General features: G+C 73.2%; 19 protein-coding genes and 1 tRNA gene. 8 read left to right on the forward strand and 12 right to left on the reverse strand.

Annotated elements, in window-relative coordinates:
- Window positions 1–147 precede the first annotated feature (147 nt).
- Together P3T35_RS18395 and P3T35_RS18400 are read right to left on the reverse strand one after the other, a co-directional pair.
- Window positions 148–792, reverse strand: a complete 645-nt coding sequence (locus tag P3T35_RS18395) for an alpha/beta family hydrolase (protein ID WP_101382134.1) — start codon at window positions 790–792, stop codon at window positions 148–150.
- Entirely contained in the window at window positions 792–1,547 is a 756-nt protein-coding gene (locus P3T35_RS18400; protein ID WP_101382133.1) for an SOS response-associated peptidase, read from the reverse strand. Before P3T35_RS18400 ends, P3T35_RS18395 begins: the two co-directional genes overlap by 1 nt.
- A gap of 232 nt (window positions 1,548–1,779) precedes the next feature.
- On the opposite strand from P3T35_RS18400, the gene P3T35_RS18405 reads away from it, so the two are divergent.
- The 5 genes from P3T35_RS18405 (at window position 1,780) to hisN (ending at window position 6,258) form a co-directional block, all read left to right on the forward strand.
- Complete coding sequence (locus P3T35_RS18405) at window positions 1,780–2,490, forward strand: M50 family metallopeptidase (RefSeq protein WP_101382132.1); 711 nt, start codon at window positions 1,780–1,782, stop codon at window positions 2,488–2,490.
- A 127-nt stretch (window positions 2,491–2,617) separates the two neighbouring features.
- A complete protein-coding gene (aroA, locus tag P3T35_RS18410; RefSeq protein ID WP_101382131.1) occupies window positions 2,618–3,943 on the forward strand; it encodes a 3-phosphoshikimate 1-carboxyvinyltransferase in 1,326 nt (441 codons plus the stop codon).
- Window positions 3,944–3,959: 16 nt separating this feature from the next.
- On the forward strand, window positions 3,960–5,015 hold the full coding sequence (gene rsgA, locus P3T35_RS18415; protein ID WP_101382130.1) for a ribosome small subunit-dependent GTPase A: 1,056 nt from the start codon (window positions 3,960–3,962) through the stop codon (window positions 5,013–5,015).
- A gap of 77 nt (window positions 5,016–5,092) precedes the next feature.
- Window positions 5,093–5,416 carry a multidrug efflux SMR transporter gene (locus P3T35_RS18420; protein WP_101382129.1) on the forward strand — a complete coding sequence of 108 codons (324 nt, stop codon included), beginning with the start codon at window positions 5,093–5,095 and terminating at the stop codon, window positions 5,414–5,416.
- Window positions 5,417–5,460: 44 nt separating this feature from the next.
- The gene (hisN, locus tag P3T35_RS18425) at window positions 5,461–6,258 is read left to right on the forward strand and encodes a histidinol-phosphatase (RefSeq protein WP_101382128.1); all 798 of its coding nucleotides are present in this window, start codon (window positions 5,461–5,463) and stop codon (window positions 6,256–6,258) included.
- A gap of 15 nt (window positions 6,259–6,273) precedes the next feature.
- Here hisN and P3T35_RS18430 read toward each other — a convergent pair whose 3' ends face one another.
- The 5 genes from P3T35_RS18430 to P3T35_RS18450 all read right to left on the reverse strand — a co-directional run bounded on the left by P3T35_RS18430 (window position 6,274) and on the right by P3T35_RS18450 (window position 15,615).
- Window positions 6,274–8,232, reverse strand: a complete 1,959-nt coding sequence (locus P3T35_RS18430) for a tetratricopeptide repeat protein (RefSeq protein WP_280706831.1) — start codon at window positions 8,230–8,232, stop codon at window positions 6,274–6,276.
- A gap of 322 nt (window positions 8,233–8,554) precedes the next feature.
- Window positions 8,555–10,561 carry a glycosyl hydrolase family 18 protein gene (locus P3T35_RS18435; RefSeq protein ID WP_101382127.1) on the reverse strand — a complete coding sequence of 669 codons (2,007 nt, stop codon included), beginning with the start codon at window positions 10,559–10,561 and terminating at the stop codon, window positions 8,555–8,557.
- Window positions 10,562–10,624: 63 nt separating this feature from the next.
- Entirely contained in the window at window positions 10,625–12,115 is a 1,491-nt protein-coding gene (locus tag P3T35_RS18440) for a glycosyl hydrolase family 18 protein (RefSeq protein ID WP_348533420.1), read from the reverse strand.
- 313 nt (window positions 12,116–12,428) lie between these two features.
- Window positions 12,429–12,502, reverse strand: a tRNA-Met gene (locus P3T35_RS18445).
- Window positions 12,503–12,588: 86 nt separating this feature from the next.
- Window positions 12,589–15,615, reverse strand: coding sequence for a UPF0182 family protein (locus P3T35_RS18450; RefSeq protein ID WP_101385246.1), 3,027 nt, complete (start codon window positions 15,613–15,615; stop codon window positions 12,589–12,591).
- 176 nt (window positions 15,616–15,791) lie between these two features.
- Here P3T35_RS18450 and P3T35_RS18455 point away from each other — a divergent pair, with 176 nt between their 5' ends.
- Entirely contained in the window at window positions 15,792–16,355 is a 564-nt protein-coding gene (locus P3T35_RS18455) for a PPA1309 family protein (RefSeq protein WP_101382126.1), read from the forward strand.
- 35 nt (window positions 16,356–16,390) lie between these two features.
- Here P3T35_RS18455 and P3T35_RS18460 read toward each other — a convergent pair whose 3' ends face one another.
- The 4 genes from P3T35_RS18460 to P3T35_RS18475 all read right to left on the reverse strand — a co-directional run bounded on the left by P3T35_RS18460 (window position 16,391) and on the right by P3T35_RS18475 (window position 19,518).
- Entirely contained in the window at window positions 16,391–17,473 is a 1,083-nt protein-coding gene (locus P3T35_RS18460) for a PDZ domain-containing protein (RefSeq protein ID WP_101382125.1), read from the reverse strand.
- A 58-nt stretch (window positions 17,474–17,531) separates the two neighbouring features.
- Complete coding sequence (locus tag P3T35_RS18465) at window positions 17,532–17,720, reverse strand: hypothetical protein (protein WP_101382124.1); 189 nt, start codon at window positions 17,718–17,720, stop codon at window positions 17,532–17,534.
- A 205-nt stretch (window positions 17,721–17,925) separates the two neighbouring features.
- Window positions 17,926–18,366: a molybdenum cofactor biosynthesis protein MoaE gene (locus tag P3T35_RS18470; protein WP_101382123.1), complete on the reverse strand. Its 441-nt coding sequence runs from the start codon at window positions 18,364–18,366 to the stop codon at window positions 17,926–17,928.
- A 63-nt stretch (window positions 18,367–18,429) separates the two neighbouring features.
- Window positions 18,430–19,518, reverse strand: coding sequence for an NAD-dependent epimerase/dehydratase family protein (locus P3T35_RS18475; protein WP_101382122.1), 1,089 nt, complete (start codon window positions 19,516–19,518; stop codon window positions 18,430–18,432).
- Window positions 19,519–19,750: 232 nt separating this feature from the next.
- On the opposite strand from P3T35_RS18475, the gene P3T35_RS18480 reads away from it, so the two are divergent.
- Window positions 19,751–21,307, forward strand: a complete 1,557-nt coding sequence (locus P3T35_RS18480; protein ID WP_101385245.1) for a zinc-dependent metalloprotease — start codon at window positions 19,751–19,753, stop codon at window positions 21,305–21,307.
- On the forward strand, window positions 21,304–21,876 hold the full coding sequence (locus P3T35_RS18485; protein ID WP_101382121.1) for an NUDIX hydrolase: 573 nt from the start codon (window positions 21,304–21,306) through the stop codon (window positions 21,874–21,876). Before P3T35_RS18480 ends, P3T35_RS18485 begins: the two co-directional genes overlap by 4 nt.
- A gap of 109 nt (window positions 21,877–21,985) precedes the next feature.
- Here the strand turns inward: P3T35_RS18485 and P3T35_RS18490 are convergent, their stop codons facing one another.
- Window positions 21,986–22,693 (reverse strand): M48 family metallopeptidase, encoded by a 708-nt coding sequence (locus P3T35_RS18490; RefSeq protein WP_101382120.1) that lies wholly within the window; start codon window positions 22,691–22,693, stop codon window positions 21,986–21,988.
- Between the last annotated feature and the right edge of the window lie 202 nt (window positions 22,694–22,895).

The raw sequence follows: 22,895 nt of genomic DNA on the forward strand, positions 1-22,895 counted from the left end.
GCTGACGATGGGATTAACCCCGCGCACCGCCCGTGCATTCCCGGCGGCCCACGGATCCGTCCGGCACACCACCCGAACGGCCCACCGGCTCCCCCGCCGACTCCAGCGCGGCGTCACAATGGCAGGTCGGCCGCCGTCGGCCCACCCTCAGAGCGCCAGGCCGTCCAGCCAGTCGGCCACCGAACGCACCACCAGGGCCAGCGCCTCCGGCTGGCTCAGCGACGCCTTCTTGGGCACCGCGAAGCCGTGCCCGGCGAACGGCACCCCGGCCAGCCGGTGCCCGGCCGGCAGCTCGGGGAACTCCGCCGGGGTGCCGAAGGTGTCCTTCTCCCCCTGGACCACCAGCGTCGGCAGACCGGTTCCGAGCAGTTCCTCGGCCCGGGACTTCTCCGGCTTGCCCGGTGGATGCAGCGGAAAGGCCAGCGCCAGCACCGCCGCCGCCCCGCTGCCCGCGCCGGTGCGGCAGGCCACCCGGGCGCCCGCGCTGCGCCCGCCGACCACCAGCGGCAGCCCCTCGGCGGCCAGCCGCCGCGCCACCGGGAGCCAGCCGGTGTCCAGCGTCTTCGGAGCCGGAGCGACCTTGCGGCCGGCCACCCGCCAGGGCTGCTCCACCAGCGCCACCGTCACCCCCCGGGCGGGCAGCGCGGCGGCCAGCGCCACCAGGTCGGGTGCCTCGATGCCGCCGCCGGCGCCGTGCCCCAGGCCCAGCACCAGCCGGGCCCGGCCCGCCGCGCGGTGCCAGGTGATCGCGGCATCGCCCGCGTCGGTCGCCACCGTCTCACGGTCGGCCATCAGAACAGCGCCCCTTCGGCCTCGGCGGTGACCGGCTCGGCCAGCCCCGGATGGTTGTTGCGGATGCTGCCCACCGCCGAGCCGATCTCCCGGGCCAGCAGCAGCCCGGGCTCCGGTGCGACCAGCAGCGAGCGGGCCTCGTTCGAGTCGTCCAGTGCCGGGTCCAGCCAGGCGTCGAAGCTCTCCGGCTGCAGGAAGAGCGGCATCCGCTCGTGGATCGGGGCCAGCAGCGGCTCGGCCTCGGTGGTCACGATGGTGCAGGTGACCAGCCAGCCGCCCGCGTCGTCGGCCGGCCGGGAGCGGTCCCGCCAGAACTCGTAGAGCCCGGCCAGCGCCAGCGGCGCGCCGTCCGCCCGGTGCACGAAGTACGGCACCTTGCGCGGCTTGCCCTTGCCCGACTCGGGCTGGATGGTCTGCCATTCGTAGTAGCCGTCCACCGGGAGCAGGCAGCGGCGGGAGGCGAAGGCCTGGCGGTAGGCGGGCTTCTCGTGCACGGTGTCGGCCCGGGCGTTGATCATCTTCACCGCCGTCTCCGGCGTCTTCGACCAGGCCGGGACCAGCCCCCAGCGCAGCCGCCGCAGCTGGCGCACCGGCTCCGGCCCGCCCTTGGGCACCCGCTCAAGGACGGCCAGCACCGGGTCGGTGGGGGCCACGTTCCAGCTGGGCTCGATGGTCTCGGCCGGGTCCCACTGGCGCACGTCGAACAGCTCGACGATGTCCTCGGGCCGGGTACTGGCAGCGAATCGACCGCACATACCGTCAGCCTAGACCGGCCGATATTTGGGGGGTGGGTGAAGGAGCGGCGTCCGGGCCGAGTCTGGGCGGCGCCGACGATGGGGGCACCTCCCGGCCGGTATTTGGGGGGTGGCGTCGCGACGCCGCCCCCCAAATACCGGCCGGTCTGAGCAACCGGTGGGTACCGCGGTGCCGTCTTGCCGTGCGAGGCTGCCTTTTCTCCTCCGGCAGCCGCGACCCCAGGGATCGATCATGAACCACGGCATCAGCGACGTCTGGCAGCGGGTGCTGGGCACCCAGCAGGCCCCGCAGCACTGGCTGGTGCTGGTCTGCGCCGGCGGCGCGCTGCTGGCGATGCTGCCGCACCCGGTGTGGCGGGTCAGCCGCAACGTGGTGACCATCGCGCACGAGGGCGGGCACGGGCTGGCCGCGCTGCTCACCGGGCGCCGGCTGCACGGCATCCGGTTGCACTCGGACACCTCGGGGCTGACCGTCTCCTCCGGGCGGCCGACCGGCCCCGGCATGGTGCTGACCGCCGCGGCCGGCTACACCGCGCCCCCGCTGCTCGGCCTGGGCGGGGCCACCCTGCTCGCGTTCGGGCACATCACGGCGCTGCTCTGGCTCTGCACCGCGCTGCTGGCGGCGATGCTCCCCCGGCTGCGCAACGCCTTCGGGCTGCTCACCGTGCTGGTCACCGGCGGCGCCTTCTTCGCGGTCTCCTGGTGGGGCACCGAGCAGTTGCAGGCGGGCTTCGCCTACCTCGGGGTGTGGTTCCTGCTGCTGGCCGGGGTGCGGCCGGTGCTGGAGCTGCAGGCCAAGCGCCGGCGGGGCGGAGCCCGCGACTCGGACGCCGACCAGCTGGCCCGGCTCACCGGTGTGGGCGGGCTGCTCTGGGTGGCGCTGTTCCTGGTGATAGCGCTCTGCTGCCTGCTGGCCGGCGGCAGCCAGCTGCTCGGCCGCTGAACCGGTGCGCGAGGCAGCCCGACACCGGTCCGGGTGGCGGCCGGAGGCGCTGCCGAAACGGTTCGCCGGCGTCCACGCTGCGGTCGGGTGAGCTGTTCGCCGAGCTCACCCACCTAGACTGAACCGCATGACCGACACCCTGTGGCCCGCCCCCATCGCGACCACCGCCGTCGACGCGACCGTCACCATCCCCGGTTCGAAGTCCGTCACCAACCGGGCGCTGGTGCTGGCGGCGCTGGCCGCCGAGCCCGGCTGGGTGCGGCGGCCGCTGCGCAGCCGCGACTCGCAGCTGATGGCGGACGGCCTGCGGGCCCTCGGGGTCGGCATCGAGGAGCAGGTGAACAACGACTGCGGCGGTGTCGGCGGCGGCGAGGCCTGGCGGATCATCCCGACCGGCACGTTCGCCGGCCCGGCCCGGATCGACGTGGGCAATGCCGGCACCGTGATGCGCTTCCTCCCCCCGCTGGCCGTGCTGGCCGACGGCCCGGTGCACTTCGACGGCGACCCGCGCTCGTACGAGCGCCCGCAGCACGGCGTGATCGACTCGCTGCGCGCGCTGGGCGCCCGGATCGAGGACGGCGGCCGCGGCGGCTTCCCGCTGACCGTGCACGGCACCGGCGCGCTGGACGGCGGCGTGGTCGAGCTGGACGCCTCGGCCTCCTCCCAGTTCGTCAGCGCCCTGCTGCTCTCCGGCGCGCGCTACAACCAGGGCGTCGAGGTCCGCAACACCGGCGGCCCGGTCCCCTCGCTGCCGCACATCCGGATGACCGTGGACATGCTGCGCCTGGCCGGCGTCCAGGTGGACGCGCCGGAGGACGGCGGCGAGCCGGACGTCTGGCGGGTCACCCCGGGTGCGCTGCTCGGCCGCGACCTGGTGGTCGAGCCCGACCTGTCCAACGCCGCGCCGTTCTTCGCCGCCGCGCTGGTCACCGGTGGCCGGGTCACCGTGCGGGACTGGCCCCGGCACACCACGCAGCCCGGCGACCAGCTGCGCGATCTCTTCACCCGGATGGGTGGCAGCTGCCAGTTCGTCGACGAGGGCCTGGAGTTCACCGGCTCGGGCAAGATCCACGGCATCGAGGCCGACCTGCACGACGTGGGCGAGCTGACCCCGGTGATCGCCGCCGTGGCCGCGCTCGCCGACTCCGAGTCGGTGCTCTCCGGCATCGCCCACCTGCGGCTGCACGAGACCGACCGGCTGGCCGCGCTGGCCAAGGAGATCAACGAGCTGGGCGGCGACGTCACCGAGACCGCGGACGGCCTGCGGATCCGCCCGCGCCGGCTGCACGGCGGGGTGTTCCACACCTACGAGGACCACCGGCTGGCCACCGCCGCCGCGGTGCTCGGCCTGGCCGTGCCCGGGGTGCTGGTGGAGAACGTGGCCACCACCGCCAAGACCCTGCCGGACTTCCCGGCGATGTGGGCCGAGTTGCTCGGCCAGGCGGCCGGCTGAGCGGGGGATTGGCACCATGCGCCGCTACGGCAAAGACGCCGACGAGGACGACATCCGCAACCGCCCGGCCCGCCGGGGCTCCCGGCCGCGGACCCGGATCCGGCCCAAGCACGAGGACGCCGCCGAGGCGATGGTGCTCACCGTCGACCGCGGCCGCCTGACCTGCCTGATCGAGCCCGGCACCAAGCGGGAGCGGGTGATCACCGCCATGAAGGCCCGTGAGCTGGGCCGCAAGGGCGTCGTGGTGGGCGACAACGTCAGCCTGGTCGGCGACCTGTCGGGTGAGCCCGACACGCTGGCCCGGATCGTCCGGGTCGAGGAGCGCACCTCCGTGCTGCGCCGCACCGCGGACGACGACGACCCCTACGAGCGGATCGTGGTGGCCAACGCCGACCAGCTGGCCATCGTCTCCGCGCTGGCCAACCCGGAGCCGCGGCCGCGGCTGATCGACCGCTGCCTGGTGGCGGCCTACGACGCCGGGATGGAGCCGCTGCTGGTGCTCACCAAGTCCGACCTGGCGCCCGCCGAGCCGCTGCTCGAGGCCTACGCCCCGCTGGGCATCGCCCATGTGGTGACCCGCCGGGACGAGTTGGAGTCCGCCGGCGCCGAGGCGGTCCGCGAGCATCTGCGCGGGCTCGCCACCGTCTTCATCGGGCACTCCGGGGTGGGCAAGACCACCCTGGTGAACGCCCTGGTGCCGGACCGCCAGCGGATCACCGGTGACGTCAACGCGGTCACCGGCCGGGGCCGGCACACCACGGTCTCGGCGCTGGCGCTGCGGCTGCCCCCGCCGCCGGGGGTGCGCGAGGGCTCCAAGCAGGCGCTGAACTCGGGCTGGGTGATCGACACGCCCGGCTTCCGGTCCTTCGGCCTCTCGCACATCGACCCGTCCCGGGTGATCCTCGCCTTCCCCGACCTGGAGCCCGGTACCGTCGACTGCCCGCGCGCCTGCAGCCACGACGAGCCGGACTGCGCGCTGGACGCCTGGGTGGCCGACGGCCACGCCGAGCCCGCCCGGCTCTACTCGCTGCGTCGGCTGCTCGCCTCCCGGGAGGCCCGGGAGGAGGACTGACGGCGTGGCGGGCAGCGCCACCGAGCCCTTCGGGTGACAGTAGGACCAACTGCTGATCATCCGAGGAGGCGCCCCCTATGGCCTGGCTCATGGTGGTCCTCGCCGGCTTGCTGGAGACCGGGTTCGCGGTCAACCTCAAGCTCAGCCACGGCTTCACCCGGCTCGCCCCGACCATCGCCTTCGCGCTGTTCGCGCTCGCCAGCTTCGGCCTGCTCACCTTCTCGCTGAAGCAGCTCCCGGTGGGCAGCGCCTACGCCGTCTGGACCGGGATCGGCGCGGCCGGCACCGCCGTCTACGGCATGATCTGGCTGGACGAGTCCACCTCCACCCTCAAGCTGGTCTCCATCACCCTGGTCATCGCCGGCGCCGTCGGCCTCAAGTTGAGCGGGACCGGACGCTGAACGGGTCCCGCTGACGCCGGACACGAGACGGTACTGTTCGACCCATGGCCGACTACCACGATGATCTCCGCCTCGCCCACGTGCTCGCCGACTCGGCCGACTCGGTCACCCTGGAGCGCTTCCGGGCGCTGGACCTGAAGGTCGAGACCAAGCCCGACCTGACGCCGGTGAGCGACGCCGACAAGGCCGCCGAGGAGCTGGTCCGCTCGGTGCTGCAGCGGGCCCGGCCGCGGGACGCGGTGCTCGGCGAGGAGTTCGGACTGGTCGGCTCCGGGCCGCGGCGCTGGGTGATCGACCCGATCGACGGGACCAAGAACTACATCCGCGGCGTGCCGGTCTGGGCCACCCTGATCGCGCTGCTCGACGAGGGGCCGGACGGCGAGCAGCACCCCGTGGTCGGGATCGTCTCGGCGCCCGCGCTGCAGCGGCGCTGGTGGGCCGCCAAGGGGCTGGGCGCGTACGCCGGGCGCAGCCTGGCCAAGGCCGGGCGGATCCACGTCTCCGGGGTGTCCCGGATCGAGGACGCCTCGCTCTCCTACTCCTCGCTCAGCGGCTGGGAGGAGCGCGGCCGGCTGGACCCGTTCCTGGACCTCACCCGGGCCTGCTGGCGGACCCGGGCGTACGGCGACTTCTGGTCGTACATGATGCTGGCCGAGGGCGCGGTGGACATCGCCGCCGAGCCGGAGCTGAGCCTGTGGGACATGGCCGCCCCGTGCATCGTGGTGCAGGAGGCGGGCGGCCGCTTCACCGGGCTGGACGGCATCGACGGACCGAACGGCGCCGACGCGGTGGCCTCCAACGGCCTGCTGCACCAGGAGGCCCTGCGCCGCCTGAGCGTGTAGGACCCGTAGTAGCTGTCAGGCCGTCATTTCCGGGTGCAGCGCGTCCAGTAGGCGAGCCGCCCGCTCGGCCACCTCGGCCGGGCCGTAGTCGGCCGCCCGCCGGCACCAGCTCTCCGCCTGCACCGGCTCGCCCCGCCGCAGCGCCAGCAGGGCGAGCCGCAGCGCGGCCCGGCCGTGCCCGGCGTCGGCGGCCCGGGTGTACCAGAGCATCGCCTCCGGCTCCCGCTCCTGACGGGCCAGCAGCAGCCCCAGGTTGAACGCGGCGCTGCGGCTGCCGGATTCGGCGGCCCGCCGGTACCAGCTCTCGGCGATCTCCAGCGCGCCGCGCTCGGCCGCCCGCACGCCCATCCGCACCTGGGCCCGGCTGTGCCCGGCGTCGGCCGCCACCGCGTACCAGTGCTCGGCCTGCTCGCCGGCGTCGCCGCGCCGGTCCAGCAGCGAGGCCAGCCGGAACGCGCCCTCGGCGGAGCCGCCCTCGGCCGCCTGCCGGTAGCGCTCCATGGCGGCGGGCAGGTCGCCGCGCTGCTCCTTGGCCACCGCCAGCTGCAGGGCCGCCTCGCCGTGCCCGCCGGCCGCCGCCCGGGCGTACCACTCGTGGGCCTGCTGCTGCTCGCCGCGGCCGGCGTGCAGCACACCGAGGTTGAAGGCGCCGTCCACGCTGCCGGCCTCGGCCGCCTTGGAGAACCAGGGCACGGCACCCGCCTCGTCGCCGCGCTGCAGCAGCACCACGGCCAGCGCGTTGCAGGCCTCCCGGTGGCCGGCGTAGGCGGCCCGGCGGTACCACTGCTCGGCCTGCGCGTCCCGCCCGGCACCGGCGCAGAGCAGGCCCAGGTTGAAGGCGCCGTTGTGGTCGCCGGCCTCCAGCGCGGCCCGGTACCAGCGCTCGGCGGCGCCGTCCTCGCCGCGCCCGGCGTGCAGCGCGCCCAGGGCGTTGGCCGCGTTGCCGTCCCCGGCCTCGGCCGCCTCCTGCCACCACTCGGCGGCCGACGGCAGGTCGCCGGCGTCCCGCAGCAGGAAGCCCAGCGCGCAGGCGGCGCGCGGCTCGCCGTTCTGCGCCGACTGCCGGTACCAGCGGGCCGCCTCCTCGCGCAGCGCCTGGTCGCCGTCGGCGCGCTGCTCGACCAGCACGCCGAGCCGCAGCGCCGCCCGGGCGTGGCTGCGCACCGCGGCCGTGCGGTACCAGGTCTCGGCGCTCTCCTTGTCGCCGGCCGCCTCGCGCATCCGGGCCAGCCGGTAGGCGGCCTCCCGGTGGCCGGCGTCGGCGGCCAGCTTGAACCAGCGCTCGGCCCGCACATCGCGCCGATGCTCCATCAGATCGCCCAGCGCGTAGGCGCCGAGCGAGTGGCCGTGGTCGGCGGCGACGTGCAGCCAGTACTCGGCGGCCTCCTCGTCGCCCTGGTCGCGCAGGAAGAGGCCGAGGGCGTGGGCGGCCGGCGCGCTGCCGGCCACCGCGGCCTGGCGCCACCACTGGCCGGCCTCGGCCCGGTGGCCGCGCTGGTGCAGCAGCACTCCCAGGTTGTTGGCGGCGGCCCGCAGGCCGGCGGCGGCGGCGCTGCGCAGGTGCGGTTCGGCGTCGTCCAGGTCGCCGCGGCGCAGCAGCAGGACGCCCAGCTGGCTGGCCGCGTTGGGGTCGCCGGCCTCGGCGGCGGCCCGGTGGCGCTGCTCCAGGGCGGCCGACTCGCGGGCGGCGAGCTCGTTCTCGAAGCTCTGCGGGTCGGTGGGGTCCAGCACGGCCGGGGCGCCCGGTTCGGCCGGGTCCGGCATGGTGAGGTCGGCCGGGGCCGGGTAGCGGCCGCCGACCTGGGGCAGCGGGACCGGTTCCAGGCTCTCCGGGCCGAAGCCGGTGCGGGCCAGGCCGCGCTGGGCCGGCACCGGGGCGGTCTCGGTGTCCGTGGTGAGCGGCTCGGTGGCGCCGTCGAGGGCGGACGAGCGGGTGGCGTCGGAGCCCGGCTGGTTCCTGCCGATCAGCTTCATGCCGACTCCCACTCCCCCCGAATGCCTGGGCATCGGCCGGGGACGCACGTCGACTCACGGCCAGTCAACAGCCGTGCCCCGTCCCCCATGTGGTCCATCGTCGCATCACCTGAACACCCGCGTACACCTGCCCGCGCGTTTTTGCCGGGCCGGACCGAAGCCGGCGGGAATTGCTTCAGCGCTTTGTCGACTTCCCGACACTTGCGCCCCACAAACCCCCGTTGTGCAAGCGTGATAGTGCGAGCGTGTACCCATAGTACCGGAAGCTGTGCCACCGCTTATCAATGGCACAGCTCCTGGTGGACGGTCAGCTCACGGATCATCACCCGACAGTGACATCATCCGCGTAGTAGGTGCCCTGGCCGTACCAGCCGTGCAACCAGATCGTCACCGAGGTGACCGAGGCGCCGGTGGTGAACTTGGTCGACAGCTGGCTCCAGTTGGGGCTACTCGTCCAAGTCGAGGTGTCCGCGCCGGAGCCGGTCACCCCGAGGTAGGTGTAGTTGCCCCGCACCCAACCGGAGAGCGTGTAGGTGGTGTTGGTCTTGACCGTGATGGTCTGCGAGCACTGGGCGTCATCCGTAGCGCTGGCGGCGCCCGCCAGGGCGTACGAGCCGGAGTGCACCGGACTGCTCACCACCGCTCCCAGGTTGCCGGTGCAGGTCCACGGGGCCGGCGTGCCGGTCTCGAAGCCGCCGTTGACCACCGGTCCGCCGGGCGGCGGAGGCGGGGTGGTGGTGGGCGGTTGGGTGGTCGGAGGTGCGGTGGTCGGAGGTGCCGTGGTGGGCGGTGCGGTGGTCGGGGGCGCGGTGGTCGGCGGGGCGCTGGTCGGCGGGGCCGGACAGTTGGCCGCCGAGCCGTTGGTGTCGTTCACCGCGTCGTTGAAGAGCGTCGCGCTCGGGTCGTCGTAGAGGGAGAACATGAACGAGCCGCCCATGCCGTTGCAGTGCAGGTAGTCGGCCTTGGCCTGGAGCGACTGCGGGTCCTCGCCGGACCAGAAGTTCGTGCCGTCGTAGAAGTACGCGGCCTGCGCGGCCGGATCCCAGAAGGTGTCGGCGGCGTTGTCCACCACGCCGGACAGCTCCTTGTACATCCGGACCCCGGCCACGTTGCCGGAGTCCGCCGCGCCGGGCGCGGGTCCGGTGGCCGTCTGGAACAGCCCGTGGTTGCCGCCGGCCGGCACGCCGGTCCAGCCGCGGTAGTAGAACGGGTCGCCCATGTTGAGCTTGCCGGCCGGGAACCCGCCCGGGATGCCGTACTGCGGGTCGCCGACCGTGTACGCCTTGACCGCCTCGTCGATCGAGTACTTGGAGCTGCCGGGGGCGATCGGGTTGGACGGGTCGGCGGGGTTGTCGTAGAGCGGGGTCTGGTGGTTGGTCGGCCCGGTGGGCTCCCAGCCGCCGTGCATGTCATAGGTCATGGTGTCGCCGAACGTCAGGTACTGGCCGATCTTGTCGGTCTCGACGTTGGAGATCTTGTCCTGGCCGGCCGGCAGCGCCGCGGAGAGCGCATAGGCCTTGCCGTCCGTGGCGCCCTGGGCGTTCAGCTCGCTGCGGAACTCGGCGAGCAGCGCGGTGAGGTTCTGCTTGTCGCTCGGCGAGGAGTGGTTGCCGAGGTGGCCGCCGCCGCCCGGGTACTCCCAGTCGAGGTCGAAGCCGTCGAAGATGCCGGCCGCGGTGCCGGTGCCGCCGTAGCCGTTGCGCACCGGCAGGTTGCCCTTGATGAACATGTCGATGCAGGAGGAGACCAGCTTCTTGCGCGAGGCGTCGGTGGCCGCCGCGTCCGAGAAGTACTTGGAGTAGGTCCAACCGCCGATGCTCAGCAGCACCTTGAGGTTGGGGTTCTTGGCCTTCAGCTCCTGCAGCTGGTGGAAGTTGCCGGCCAGCGGCTGGTTCCAGGTGTCGGTGGAGTTGTCCACCGAGTTGCCGTTGGCGAAGGTCTTGCCGTAGTCGGCATACGAATCCCCGGCGCCGTCACCCGCGTTGGGGTCGTTCTCGTCCTGCGAGGCGGCCGAGTCAGCCTCGAAGCAGGTCAGGTTGACGGGGTCGATGTTCTCGAAGTCGTAGAGCAGATACGTGAGTTTGCCGGCCTCACCGGTGGTGTCCACGTTCTTCGGGTAGAACGCGTTCTGGTAGACCGACCACTGGTCGTAGTAGGCGACCTTCATGCCGCCCGAGGTGGCCGGCGCGCCCGTGGTGTTGCCGGGCACGGCCGCCGGGGCGCCCGAGGTGGCCTGGGCATGCGCCATGCCCAGCACCGAGAGGGCGCCGCCCAGCAGGAGTCCGGCCGCGGAGGTCACCGCCCAGGCCGTGCGACTGCTTCTGCGCATTCGGTTCTCTTCCTTCTCTCTTCGTGGGGGTGAGAGATACGGGTGAGGGGCCCCGTGCGTCGGTCAGGGCATGCCGTGCAAGTGGCCGCCGACCGAGGTCGCGATGGAATTGCCGTTGCCGGCATCCCAGTTGGTCGACCAGGTCATCGCGCCGCCGATGCCCGGCCAGGTGGTGGGCGGCCTGAAGGAGCCGCAAGTGGAGCCGCTCGCCAGGCAGTCCAGCGCGTTGTCCACCACGCTCGGCGAGACGTAGCCGCTGCCCGCCGCGCTGGTGGAGGCCGGCACGCCGATCCCCACCTGACTGGGCGCCAGGCCGCCCTGGAGCTGGATGCAGGCCAGTGCGGTGAGGAAGTTCTCACTGCCCTCGGCGTAGACGTTGCCGTCACATCCGTTCATCGAACCCGAGTTGTAGTACTGGGTGTTGACGATGGTCAGGATGTCCTTGGCGGCCAGCGCCAGCTTGAAGTACTCCATCCCGGTGGACTGCATGTCGATGGTCTGCGGCGCCATGGTGAGCACGAAGCCGCTGCCCACCCGGCTCGCCAGCGAGTGCAGCGCCTGGCTCATGTAGGTGGAGTTGACGCCGTTCTCCAGGTCGATGTCGACGCCGTCGAAGCCGTACTGCTGGATCAGCGCGTAGGCGCTGCTCGCGAAGTCGGCGGCGGAGGCGGAGTCGCTCACCGAGACGGCGCCGTTCTGGCCGCCGACCGAGAGCACCACTTTCGTGCCGGCCGCGTGCTTGGCCGCGATGTCCGCCTTGAACTGGGCGTCGGTGTAGCCGCCCAGCTTGCTCGACAGCGTCGGATCCAGGCTGAACGCGATCTGGCCCGGCGTGGTGGTGGCGTTGGCGAAGGCCACCGCGATGATGTCGTAGGCCGGGTTGACGTCGCTGATCCGCTGGTCGGTGGCGCCGTTGTCGAAGTCCTGCCAGTAGCCGGTCAGCAGGTGCTTGTTGCCGCCCGGGGCGGGGGTGGTGGGCGGCGGCGAGGTGGGCGGCTGGGTGGTCGGCGGCGGCGTGGTCGGCGGCTGGGTGGTGGGCGGTGCCGTGGTGGGGGTCGGCGAGCCGGTGCCGCCCGGGCCGGAGAGCACCAGGTCGTCCGCGCCGTAGGCGCCGGTGCCGTACCAGCCGTGCAGGTAGACGGTGACGCTGGTGGTGCCGGCGCCGGTGGTGAAGCTGGTCTTCAGCTGGTTCCAGGCGGAGTTGCTGCTCCAGGTGGAGGTGTCGGTGGCGCCGGTCCCGCTGTCGCCCAGGTAGACGTAGTCGCCCTGGACCCAACCGCTCAGCGTGTAGGTCGAGTCGGGCAGCACCGGGACCTGCTGGGTGCACTGCGCGTCGTCGCTGCCGGCCGGGGTCGCCCGCAGGGCGTAACTCCCGCTGTGCACCGGGCTGGTGACCACGGTGCCGGAGCCCGCGGTACAGCTCCAGCCGGCCAGGGTGCCGGATTCGAAGCCGGGGTTCTGCAGCAGGTTGGCGGCGTCGGCGCCGGCGGCGCTGCCGGTGGTGAGCAGCACCGCGCCGCCCACCGCGACGGCGAAGGCCGCCAGGCCTGCCAACGCGGCTCTGAGCGCGGGTCTGCCAGGGGGCTCCTGACCGTGGATCTGTCTGGCGGCTCGGTGCACGGGTCAGCTCCTTGATCGGCGGATGCGGATGTGGGGGCAGGGAGCATGGAGCACGCACCTCCGGCCTGCTGGTGTATGGGGGCCTGCAGGGCGGGGGCCGGACTCAGAGTGGACTAGACCAAATGGGCGGTCAAGGGGTGCCGACACGACTGGTACAGCCGAGGTGCCGTCACGACGGGCCGGAACACGTCACGAACCCGGAAAACGCCGAAGGCCCGGAGGAAAACCTCCGGGCCTTCGGCCTGAGTAGCGGGGACAGGATTTGAACCTGCGACCTCTGGGTTATGAGCCCAGCGAGCTACCGAGCTGCTCCACCCCGCGTCGTTGTGGGTTAACCATAGCACGATCACGACGGCCCCCGCGCACACCACCCGTCGGGGCGGGAGCGCGAGGGCCCAGCTCAGCGGCTACGGCGAGGGGCTGGCCGACGGGCCGGGGCTGCCCGACGGCGGCGGTGCGGCCGCCGGCCCCGAGCCGGCCGGCGCCGGACTGGCCGACCCCGGACTGGCCGGCGCCACGGAGGCGGTGGGCGAGGGCGAGGCCGCGGGCGGCGTCTTGTGCTCGGCGGCGGTCGCCTCGTCCAGCGCCTGCTGCATCGCCTTCTGGGCCGCGCCGAACGCCGCCCAGTCGCCCGCCTTGAAGGCGTTCTGCCCGTCCGTGAAGGCCTTGTGGATGTCGTCCAGCGCCTTCTGCAGCGCCGGGTCGACGCCGCCGGCTGCCGTCGGCGGCGCGGTCGACCCGCCGCCGGAGCCCGCCGAAGCCCCGGCCCCGCCGGGCGGCGCCACCCCGGTGGCCCCGCCGCTGCTCCCGTCGAACAGCCCGGCCAGCGCATCGTGCAGGCTGCCTTCGAACGCCACCGTGTCCGTGCCGTACACCGCCAACACCTTCTGCAGCACCGGGTACTTGGCCCCGCGCGCCTTGACGTACACCGGTTCCACGTTGAGGAATCCGCCGCCCACCGGCAGGGTCAGCAGATTGCCGTACTCCACCTCGGAGTCGCCGCCGTTCTTCACCTGGCTGAGCCAAACGGCGGCGCTGCCATCGGAGTTGAACTTCGCCTGCACCTGGTTGGGCCCGGGGGTGCCGGAGTCGCTCGGCACCTTGAGGATCCGGATCGTCCCGTAGTCCGGCCCCGGATCGGAGTCCACCGCCATGAAGGCCGCCAGGTTCTCCCGCTTGCTGGGCACGAAGGTGCTGGTCAGCGAGAAGGCGGCGCTCTGGGTGCCGGGCATCCGCACGGTCAGGTAGTACGGCGGCTGCGCCTGGCCGCGGTCGTTGGTCGGGTCCGCCGGCACCTGCCAGATGTCCGTCCCGTTGAAGAAGGAGTTCGGGTCGGTCATGTGGTACATGCCCAGCAGGTCGCGCTGCACCTTGAACAGGTCCTGCGGGTACCGCAGATGCGGCAGCAGCCCGGCCGGGATCGCGGAGCGCGGCTCGACCGTGCCCGGGAAGGCCTTCATCCAGGTCTTCAACACCGGGTCCTGGTCGTCCCACTGGTAGAGCGTCACCGCGCCGGTGTAGGCGTCCACCGTGGCCTTCACCGAGTTGCGGATGTAGTTGACCTGGTCGGCGCCGATCGCGCTGCCCCGGCTGCCGCTCAACGAGTCCCTGGTGGCCGAGCCCAGCGTGGTCTTGGAGGAGAACGGGTAGCCGTCCGAGGTGGTGTAGCCGTCCAGCACCCAGACCAGCCGGCCGTTCTGCACCACGGGGTACGGGTCGCCGTCGACGGTCAGCCAGGGCGCGACCTTGGCCACCCGCTGCTCCGGGGTGCGGTCGTAGAGCACCCGGGCGCCGCCGCTGATCGCCCCCGAGTAGAGGAGCTGCGGCTCGCCGAACTCCACCGCGTAGGCGGCCCGGGTGATCGGGTCGTCCAGCGAGACCCCGCTGTCGCCCTGGTAGCGGTAGGTCTGCTGGCCGGTGTCCGAGGTGTAGTCGATCTCGCTGTTGGTGCCGCCGACGATGGCGTAGTCGGTGGTCTTCTCGCCGTAGTAGATCCGCTGCTGGTAGCTGCCCAGCGCACCGGTGGCCGGCAGGCCGGACTCGGTGAAGACCGGCTGGCCGCCGGCGTCCACCTGGTTGCCCTTGGCGGCCACCACGCCGTAGCCGTGGGTGTACTTGAAGTGGTCGTTGATCCAGTTGCGCTGCTGCACCCCGCTCAGGTCCAGCTCGCGCACCCCGATCACGGTGTCCTGCACGCCGCCCTGGGCCGTCGGGTAGCGGTCGACGTCCAGGGTGCCCGGGAAGCCGTAGTAGGAGCGCTGCTGCTCCACCTGCTGGAAGGTCGGCGAGACGATGTTGGGATCGAGCAGCCGGATGTCCGCGATCGTCCCGGCGTCCGGCGCCAGCGCGGTGGCGTCCGCGGACTTGGCCGGGGCGGACTGGCTGGTCTGCACGCCGGAGATGCCGTACGCCTGCCGGGTGGCGTCGATGTTCTGCCGCAGGTACGGCGTCTCCTTGGCCTGCTCGTTGGGCTTCACCTGGAACTGCTGCACGATCGCCGGGTAGAGCCCGCCGATCAGCACGGCGGAGAGCACCATCAGGCCGAAGCCCAGCAGTGCCGGCGCCCAGGTGCGCCGCACCGGCGTGAGGAAGAACAGCACGGCGCAGATCAGCGCCACGCAGCACAGGATGGTCTTGGCCGGCAGATAGGCGTTGGCGTCCACGTAGCGCAGCCCGGTGTAGCCGGCGACGCCCTTGTAGGCGCCGGTCTTCACCGCCAGCGCGTACCGGTCCAGCCAGTAGCCGACCGCCTTCAGCAGCACGAAGATCCCCAGCAGCACCGCCAGCTGCCCCTGCGCCCCGGCGCTGGCCCGCCGCCCGGGCCCCTGCAGCCGCAGGCCCCCGTACAGGTAGTGCACCAGCAGCGCGCCCAGCACCGAGACCACCACCACGCTGAGCGCGAAGGCCAGCAGGAACTGGTACCACGGCAGGTCGAAGGCGTAGAACGCCACGTCCAGGTGGAACTGGCTGTCCCGCACCCCGAACGGCGTGCCGTTGGTCCACAGCAGCCACAGCCGCCACTGCCCGGCGGCCGCCCCGCCCGCGACCAGGCCGATCAGCAGCGAGACGCCCAGCAGCAGCCGGCGGCGGTAGGGCACGATGCCCATCCGGTAGCGGTCCAGGTTCTGCTGCTCGGGCGACATCGCCGACAGCGGCGGCCGCAGCCGGTACGCCAGCCACATGCTGAGCGCGCAGGTCGCGGCCATCACCAGCCCGAACACGCCGAACAGCCCCAGCTCGACGGCCAGCCGGGTGCGGTAGACCGAGGAGTAGTGCACGGACCGGAACCAGAGCCAGTCCGTCCAGACGCCGGCGAACACCACGAACGCCAGGAAGACCGCGAGCAGCGCGGCCACCGTCAGCAGCAGGACCTTGGCGCGCCGGGACGGCGGGCCGACCCGCGGCCGGAACGCCGGTCCGCCGCGGTCGGGCATCTGGAAGACCAAGGGGGCACCTCTGCTGTTGTGAGCGGTTCGTCCGGCGGGCCCACCGAACCCGGCGCCCCGCCTGTGAGCAACTTAATCAGGGTTTTCCCGAGTTCCCGGGCCGCGCCCCGAGGGGCCGGGCCCGGTGCGTCCCGGCAGCGCGGACGGCATGTGAGGATTGAGCCATGTCCGATGCCAGCTTCACCCCCGACGGTTCCGGCCTGCTGCCGGCCGCCACCCCGCTCACCCGTGCCGCCCTGGAGATCGACGAGTACGTCGGCTCGCTCGGGTGGGACCGGCCCACCCGCCTGTTCGCCCTGGTCGACAGCGCCGAGCTGCGCCGCAGCAACCCGGCGGTGGCCCGGCAGCTGGGGCTGGACGCGTCGCACGACGGCTCGCTCACCCCGGTCGAGCAGGACGAGCTGCCCGCCGGGATGGAGCTGGACGAGTTCCTCGGCACCATCGCCTGGCCGCCCGGTGTGGCCGGTTGCGCACTGGTGGTGGAGCGGCTGATGCTGCCGCCGAACGCCGAGCGGACCAAGCCGGCCGGCACCAGCGGGGCCAAGCTCAACGACTGGGTGGCGCACCACCCGGACCGCCAGGAGGTGCGGATCACCGCCGCGGTGCTGCGCGACGGCAGCAAGGAGACCGCGCTGCGGCTGCGCGAGAAGGACCTGCCGCGCGAGGTGCTGACCGGCCCCGACCTGGTGCCCGGGCTGACCCAGGCGCTGCTGGCGACCTTCGCCTGACCAGGGCCGGCTCTTGAGGCCCTAGCGCCCCGCGGTCAGTGGGCCGAGCAGGACGGCAGCGCCGCGTCCTGGCCGGCCCGCAGCTGGTCCAGTGCCTTGAGCGCGTCGTCCAGGGTGTTCACCTTGATCAACCGCAGCCCGGCGGGGGTGTTCCGGCTCGCCTCGGCGCAGTTGTCGCTGGGGGTGAAGAAGTAGCGGGCCCCGGCGTTGCGGGCGGCGATCACCTTCATCGAGATGCCGCCGATCGGGCCCACCTTGCCGCTGTCGTCGATCGTCCCGGTGCCGGCCACGAACCGGCCGCCGGTCAGGTCGGTGGGGGTGAGCTTGTCCACGATGCCGAGCGCGAACATCAACCCGGCGCTCGGCCCGCCGACGTCCTGCAGCCCGATGTCCACCTTGAACGGGTAGCTGTGCCCGTTGGCCGGCACGATCCCGACCATCGCCCGGTCGGCGTCGGGGGCCTTGGTGGTGGTGATCGCGACCTGGGTCTGGTCGGCCGTGCTCGGGTTCACGCTGTCCTTGTCGTGCGGGACGACGGTGAAGACCACGGTGTCGCCCGGCTTGTGCGGCGAGACCAGTTTGCCCACCTGGGCGGCGTCGGTGACCTGGGTGCCGTCCACCGCGACGATGCGGTCGCCGGCGTGCAGCTTGCCGTCGCTGGGGCCGCCGGCCACCACCGAGGAGACCATCACCTCCTTGCCGACCGGGATGCTGAGCTGGGTCAGCGCGGCGGTCTTGGCGCTGTCCTGCGAGTTGACGAAGTCCTCGGCGTTCTGCTGCTGCGACTGCTGCTCGGTCTGCCCCGCCGGGTAGACGGTGCTGTGCGGCACCACCAGCTGGTCGCTGCTCAGCCAGCCGACCACCACCGAGACCAGGCTGGGCTGGTAGTCGGCTCCGGTGACCTGCACCGTCGTCATGTTCAGATGGCCGGAGGTCGGGTACGTCTGGTGGCCCGAGATGGAGATCACCGGGGTGCCGGACTTGTCCTGCGCACCGAGCGTGTTGTAGGTCGGCCCCGGGCTCAGCTGGGTGTACGGGACGTGGAACACGACCGAGACGCAGAGCAGCACTATGAGCATCAGGGTGGCGGCGAGCATCGTCGCAGAGCGGCGTGGCATGCCACGACAGTACGGGACCGGGCCCGCCGTGCGCCCGCCGGGTCAGCGGGCTCCGGGGTCAGCTGCCCTGGCGGTCCGGGACCTGGTGGCTGCCGGTGCTGCGCTCCATCGCGGCCAGGAACCGCTGGTGCTCGGCGAGCGAGGCGCCGTCACCGGTGGCCCGCGGCGGCCGCGCGGCCCAGGCCGCCCAGAGCAGGGCCAGTACCCCCGCACCGACGGGGATCCCCAACCAGGCCAGCGCTCCCATGTCCGTCCTCCCAGCTCCGTCGTGCCTATCAGCACATTAACCGGCCGGACGGAGAACGGCGCTGACGCCATACGGGTTACGGCGGTCCTGTCGCTGCCACCCGGTGGACTGATTCATCTACCCGGCTGCCGCCGAACAGGGTAGCCCGGCCGGGCCAGGCGCCCGCCCGGCGCCGGACGGGCGCCCCGGTGGCCGCCCGCGCCCCTCAGCAGGAGCCCGCGCCGACCCACTCCTCCTGGCCGTCCGCGAAGATCTGGTGCTTCCAGATCGGCACCTCGTGCTTGAGGTCGTCGATCAGCCTGCGGGCCGCGGCGAAGGCCTCGCCCCGGTGCGGGCAGGAGACCGCGACGATCACCGCGGCGTCGTTGATCTCCAGCCGCCCGACCCGGTGCACCGCCGCCAGCGCCCGCACCGGGAAGTCGGCTACCACCTTCTCGGCGATCCGGCGCATCTCGCGCTCGGCGGTCGGGTGGCAGCTGTACTCCAGCGCGGTCACCGACTTGCCGCCGTCGTGGTCGCGGACCGTCCCGACGAAGACCGTGGTGCCGCCGGCCGCGTCGTCGCCGACCGCCGCGTAGACCTCGTCGAGGGAGAGCGGCGTCTCACGGATCGCCAGCAGGCGGATGGGGTCGTGGTTCTCGGACATGGCCCAATCATGGGCCACCGGCGGCCCGACCCGGCAACTGTCGGACCGCACAACCGACCGACCTCAGTAGCGGCGCCGCTTGCGGGCCCGGCGCACCAGTGCGGCCGTGCCGACCAGGGCCACCGTGGCGCCGGCCGCACCCAGGCTGGTGGCCGCCTCCTTGCCGCCGAGCCGCCGCCCGGCCACCGCGTGCCGGCCCGCGACCTGGGCCAGCAACTCGGCCAGCACCTCCTCGTTGCCGTACTGCGGTCGCCAACCGGCCTCGTGCAGCCGGCTGCCGGAGACCACCCACGGGTACATGGTGTACGCCAGGTCGCCGGCCGGCGCCGGGGTCAGGCCCAGGCGGTGCAGCCGGGCCGCGGTGCCCAGGGCCAGCGAGGCGGGCAGCTCCATCCGGCGGATCCCGGACAGCGCCTCCACCTCCTCCTGCTCCAGCCAGCCGTCGCAGCCGACCGTCACCTCGCCCTCGACCAGGCCGAGCGCCGCGTACTCCAGCGCGGCCGCCAGATCGTCCACGTGGCAGAACTGCCAGCACGGCCGGGAGCCGGCCACCACCAGCAGCCGGGGCGCCTCGAAGTGCCGGGTCAGCACGGTGTCGATGCCCGGCCCGACCACCACGGCCGGCCGCAGCACCGTCACCTGCAGGCCAGGGTGGGCCCGCGGCGCCCGCCGGGCCAGCCGCTCGATCTCCAGCAGGTCGCCGACCAGGCTGGCCTCCTCGGTGGCCCGCAGCTCGGAGTCCTCGGCGAGCGGCACCTCGTTGTCCGGCAGCGCGCCGTAGACCATCGCGGAGGTGCAGAGCACCACCCGCTGCACGCCGGCGGCCGCCGCGGCCGTCACCACGGTCTGGGCGCCGCGCACGTTGTAGGCGCTGCGGACCCGCGGGTCCGATTCCATGCCGAGGTCCATCGCCAGGTGGACCACCACGTCCACCCCGCGCAGCCGCTCGGCCACCGCCGGATCGCGTACGTCCAGCACCCGCCACTGCACGCCGGCGGTCTCGCCCCGGCGGTCGTCGATCGCCAGGACCTTGCGTACCCCGGGCGAGGCCACCAGCCGGGCGGCCACCCGGCCGCCCAGCACCCCCGCGGCACCGGTGACGGCGACGGTGAGCGGTCTGCCGCCGTAGGCTGGGGACGCGGACCCGGGCACTACCTGGGCTTCCTCGTCTCCGGTCAGCCCAGAGCGAACGTCCGAAGACGGGGAACTCACCGGCCATCCTCCACGGTTAGCTTATGTGCGTACGTACGAGTGTCACGTACCGTCCATCCTGCCCGAGGAGCGGGCCCGGCGACGCACCCGGCGCGGGCGTGCCCGCTCCGACCTGCTAGCTGCTTTCCCGCCACAGCACCCGCGCGTGACGGCCGACCAGATCGAGGACCCAGTGAGCGACCTCCCCTTCGGATTCGGTGTCCCGCCCGAGGAGCCCGAGGAGGGCAAGGACAAGGGCGGCGACAAGAACGACAAGTCCGGCGAGTCCGGCGGCCAGTCCGGCGCGAACCAGCCGCAGCAGCCGCAGCCGCCGTTCGGCTTCGGCGGTGCCAACCCGTTCGGCGGGTTGTTCGGCGCCGGCGGCGCCGGCGGCCAGGGCGGCCAGGGCGGTTCCGGTGACAACCCGTTCGCGGCCATGATGGGCGGCCTCAACCCGGGCGACCTGGGCGCCGCCTTCCAGCAGCTCGGCCAGATGCTGTCGTTCGACGGCGGCCCGGTGAACTGGCAGCTGGCCAAGGACATCGCCCGGCAGTCCGTGGTGGCCGAGCAGCCCGAGGGCCGCAGCAAGGACCGCTCGGTCGGCGCCGCCGAGCGCGCCGCGGTCGAGGAGGCGGTCCGGCTGGCCGAGCTCTGGCTGGACTCCGCCACCGAGTTCCCGACCTCCTCGGCCGGCGCGGTGGCGTGGAGCCGGGCCGAGTGGATCGAGGCCACCCTGCCGGTCTGGCAGGAGCTGGTCGACCCGGTCGCCGAGCGGGTCGGCAACGCCATGGGCGGCGTGCTGCCCGAGGAGATGCAGGCCATGGCCGGCCCGCTGATGGGCGTGATGCGCTCGATGGGCGGCGCCATGTTCGGCACCCAGATCGGCCAGGCGCTCGGCGCGCTGGCCGCCGAGGTGCTCGGCTCCACCGACATCGGTCTGCCGCTGGCCCCGGCCGGCAAGGCGGCACTGCTGCCGCAGAACATCGCCGAGTTCGGCGAGGGGCTGAGCGTCCCCGCCGACGAGGTGCGGCTCTACCTGGCCCTGCGCGAAGCCGCCCACCAGCGGCTGTTCACCCATGTGCCGTGGCTGCGGGCCCACCTGTTCGGCGCCGTCCACGCCTACGCCCGGGGCATCAAGGTGGACACCTCCCGGATGGAGGAGATGATGGGCCGCCTCGACCTGGAGAACCCCGAGGCCCTTCAGGAGGCGCTCTCCGGCGGCATGCTCCAGCCCGAGGACACCCCCGAGCAGAAGGCCGCACTGGCCCGCCTGGAGACGGCGCTGGCACTGGTCGAGGGCTGGGTGGACGCGGTGGTGCACGCCGCCGCCGAGCCGCACCTGCCGCAGTCCTCGGCACTGCGCGAGACGCTGCGCCGCCGCCGGGCCACCGGTGGCCCGGCCGAGCAGACCTTCGCCACCCTGGTCGGCCTGGAGCTGCGCCCGCGCCGACTGCGCGACGCCTCCCGGCTGTGGGCCTCGCTGGCCGACGCCCGCGGCATCGAGGGCCGGGACGCCCTCTGGCAGCACCCCGACATGCTGCCCACCGCCGCCGACCTGGACGACCCGGACGGCTTCGTGCACCGGGGCGACGCCGAGCCCGGCGCGGACGGACTGGACTTCGACGCGATCGAGCGGCTGCTCGGCGAGGCGGCGGGCGGCGGCGCGGAGCCGGGCAAGACGGCTCAGACGGATCAGACGCAGACGGATGAGGACGAGCAGGACGAGAAGAAGGACGGCCCCGAGGCATGACGCACGCCGACGCCGTCCGGGTGCTCGACGCCTGGGCGCCCGCCGATGCCGCGCAGGAGGGGCTCCGCCGGGACTACCTGGCGCACCTGGCGGCCCATCAGGACGGGCTGTACAAGTCCTGCCTGCCCGCACACATCACCGCCAGCGCGCTGGTGGTGGACCCGGCGGCCGGCCGGGTGCTGCTGACCCTCCATCCGAAGGTCGGGCTCTGGCTGCAGATGGGCGGGCACTGCGAGCCTGCGGACGCCACCCTGGGGGCCGCCGCACTGCGCGAGGCCACCGAGGAGTCCGGGATCGCGGGGCTGGCGCTGCTCTCCGCCGACGGCACGCCCGGCGGTCGGCCGGTGCCGGTCCAGCTGGACCGGCACGAGGTGCACTGCACCGGCAAGGACCGCCCGGCCAACACCCATCTGGACGTGCAGTACCTGGCGCTGGCCCCCGCCGGGGCCCGGGAGCTGATCAGCGAGGAGTCGCTGGACCTGCGCTGGTTCGGTTGGGACGAGCTGCCCGAGCTGACCGACGACTCGGTGCGGCGGCTCGTCGGGCTGGCCCGCGAGCTGATCGGCTGACGGCCCCTGGGACGGCTGCTCAGGCTTGTGCCGCCCGTCTGACTTGCGCGGCTGCTCAGGCTTGCGCAGCAGGTCACGCTTGTGGGGCTGGTGGCGCCTGTGCGGTCGCTCAGCCGCACACCTCGGGCTCGCCCGTGCCACGGGCCCCCGGGATGTGCGGCAGCCGGGCGGCGGAGGCCACCCCCTCCAGATAGCCTCGGGCCCGCTCGGTGCGCGGATAGGCCTCCAGCAGGGCCCAGAAGTTCGGGCCGTGGTCCGGCACCAGCAGATGGGCCAGCTCGTGCAGCAGCACGTAGTCGAGCACGTATCCCGGCATGCCCTGGAGCCGGTGGGAGAGCCTGATGGAGCGTTCGCTGGGGGTGCAGGAGCCCCAGCGGGAGTTCTGGTTGGTGACCCAGCGGACCTGGTCGGGGCGGGCCCGGCCGTCGAGGTAGTCGACGGACAGCCGCTCGGCGCGCTCGGCCAGGGCGTCGTCGCCGAGGGCTCGGCGGCTCTCCTGGGCGGCCAGCCGGTCGAGCATCTGGGCCACCCAGCGCTGCTCCTCGGCCACCGACATCCTTGCCGGGATCAGCACGATCGTGCGGTCGCCCTCGCGGTAGGCGGAGACGGTGCGGCTGCGGCGGGCGCTGCGGCGGACCTCGACCTGGCCGGGCTGGCCGGGGGGCTGCGGCGGCGGAGCCTGTGCGGGGGGCGGCTCCTCTCCCGTCGCCGGGGGCGCCGGCCGCCCGCGCGAACCGGGCGTCGCGAGCCGTGACCCGGCAGCTGCCCGGGCACGCCGAGGCGACGCCGAGGGCTTGGAGTCCCGTTCGGCTGCCATGGCACACGACGTTACCGGCTGTCTGTGACAGAAGTCCGGTGCCTCGGCCGAATTCTTCGACCCAATCGACCGGAAAGTACCGCCTTGGCCCGCGCCTCCGATCGGATCATCATCCCCAGCCTGTGGATAACGCGCTTGGTGGACGGACGGAATCGGAGCAGGATGACCTCACTAAGTGAAGTCGACCGATTCCGGAGCGGAG

Origin of the sequence: Kitasatospora sp. GP30 (genome assembly GCF_029892145.1) — a bacterium.
In the GTDB taxonomy this organism is placed as follows: domain Bacteria; phylum Actinomycetota; class Actinomycetes; order Streptomycetales; family Streptomycetaceae; genus Kitasatospora; species Kitasatospora acidiphila.